The organism is Nostoc sp. 'Peltigera membranacea cyanobiont' 232, from assembly GCF_002245985.1.
GTDB lineage: Bacteria > Cyanobacteriota > Cyanobacteriia > Cyanobacteriales > Nostocaceae > Nostoc.
Window position 1 is genome coordinate 1 of record NZ_NOLK01000363.1, and the last position, 1,772, is coordinate 1,772.

A 1,772-nucleotide genomic window follows, 5' to 3' on the forward strand; every position below is an offset into this window, starting at 1 on the left:
TATCTCATCAAGATGAATTTTCGTGCAAAGCAGTATTTTATTTGTAAATAAAATAACTCCGTACTTAAATATAATTTTTAGCGATCGCACTTTTTTTGTCCGACCTCACAAAATCGCATTGCTCCCTTCCACGAGTACGAGATGCCCTTACTTTTACCGTTGCGTGTTAATCCGTGACGAACTTCTACACCTTGTAATTGCAATCGCTCAACCAGTTGCGGCATAGTCGGTTTATCTACTATGGCGCGGTCGATTAGTTCCTGGAGTTGTTGTTTAATGGGGCGTTCTTGTGGTGTAAGGCGCTCACCGTTGATATATTCAGAGTGTTCTCTTTCTAGGCGTTTTTGTTGTCCAATACTAGGATTACGCGATAATTTTTCATGGCTACTCTGGGTTTGTTGTAAGCCGTAATCTCGTTCTAGCTGCCGAATAATGGTTTCGCTACGCTTGTAATCCCAGCTATCATGTACAATCTTCCCGTTATCTAACCGAATGCGGCTGGCGCAGATATGTATATGGTCGTGTTCTGTGTTGCTGTGTCTGTAGACTACGTACTGGTTGCTGTCAAATCCCATCTCTTCGAGATAGCGGTTAGCAAGTTCGTTCCAGGTTAGTTCGTCTAGTCGCTCGTTGTCTGGTAGTGATAATGATGCGTGGTACACTACTCGGTCAGCTTCTGGGTTTAGTTGTCGAGAGATTTTGAATTCTCTGGCCAGGGCACGGGCGTTATTACCGCCCATGTTGCCACCAATGAGTTTGGCATCTTTCTGAGACTCCAAATAATTCAGCAGTCCACGGAATCCTCGCCCTTTAGTCTGGTTGCCAATCATCTGTTTCCTCGTCTGATTCTTCGATGAAGGTATTGGCTATTTCCTGTTGGCAGTGTCGTAGCAGTTCTAGTAACTCTTGTAGAAGTTCTAGTGATGCTGGCGGTGGCAACTGCATTTTGATGGCTGTGTTGGTGGCTTTAGCCAGTTGGTTGATGTTGTTGCCGATGCGCGACAGTTCCAGGTATGTGTCTAGTGTAACTCTGCCCAGTCGCGGCGGTGGTGGTGGGATTGGTCGCAGTAATATACAACGTCTTGTTAATTCTGCCAAACTCATGCTCGTATCTTCCGCTTTGGAGCGAATCATCTCGTATTCAATCGGGCTGAATCGCACTTGCAACATTTTGGTACGGACGAGTGACTGAGAAGAAGCTTTGGGCATAAGTCAAACCAAACAAAATGCAGTTTTTGAGGGGGTTTCCAAAGGTGGGATACTTCCCCCTTTGGCAAGCCTGCCGAGTCGAGCGTAGCGACGACACCCCGAAGGGGTAGGCATGGCTTGCTTCTAGCCCATTTTCGGGGGAAGCGAGGTGTCAAGTGCTACGGAGGTACGGGGACACAACGAGAGACTGGGGGCGAGGGGACAACAGCGTAGCTGGGAGGACGGTTTCGGGTGATTTCGGGTGGGATAAAGAACGATAACAGCGTAGCTGAATTATATCAGTGTTTGCTGAATTACTGCGACGGCGTAGCCGGGGTGGTTTGGCTATAGTCAGCAACAGTCAACATCGGATGAACATAGCAACAGCGTAGGTGAAACTTGCTTCTAATCTGGAGTTATACTTTTTTGAAAACGCTACTTTTGCCCCCAATTAGGTAGCTTGCTGCCTTTGCTGGTTTAATGGAATTGCCATCACAAATTCTGTACCTTTACCCAAAGTGGAATTACACTGCAATTTTCCTTGATGTTTTTGAGTAACAATCTGATAACTGATAGATAAACCT

3 protein-coding genes are annotated in these 1,772 nt (G+C 46.3%); all 3 read right to left on the bottom strand.

The window, feature by feature from the left end:
- Nucleotides 1–77: 77 nt before the first annotated feature.
- Nucleotides 78–830, bottom strand: coding sequence for a relaxase/mobilization nuclease domain-containing protein (locus CDG79_RS40330; RefSeq protein ID WP_094347020.1), 753 nt, complete (start codon nucleotides 828–830; stop codon nucleotides 78–80).
- The gene (locus CDG79_RS40335) at nucleotides 811–1,209 is read right to left on the bottom strand and encodes a plasmid mobilization protein (protein ID WP_223278671.1); all 399 of its coding nucleotides are present in this window, start codon (nucleotides 1,207–1,209) and stop codon (nucleotides 811–813) included. The genes CDG79_RS40330 and CDG79_RS40335 overlap by 20 nt, the downstream gene beginning before the upstream one ends.
- A 430-nt stretch (nucleotides 1,210–1,639) precedes the next feature.
- Nucleotides 1,640–1,772: HAMP domain-containing histidine kinase (locus tag CDG79_RS45740; protein ID WP_143855751.1), on the bottom strand; the 133-nt coding region annotated here is incomplete at its 5' end.

Excerpts from the sequence above, each read along its gene's own strand:
- CDG79_RS40330 (WP_094347020.1), bottom strand. The coding sequence starts at position 830 with ATGATTGGCAACCAGACTAAAGGGCGAGGATTCCGTGGACTGCTGAAT.
- CDG79_RS40335 (WP_223278671.1), bottom strand. The coding sequence starts at position 1,209 with ATGCCCAAAGCTTCTTCTCAGTCACTCGTCCGTACCAAAATGTTGCAA.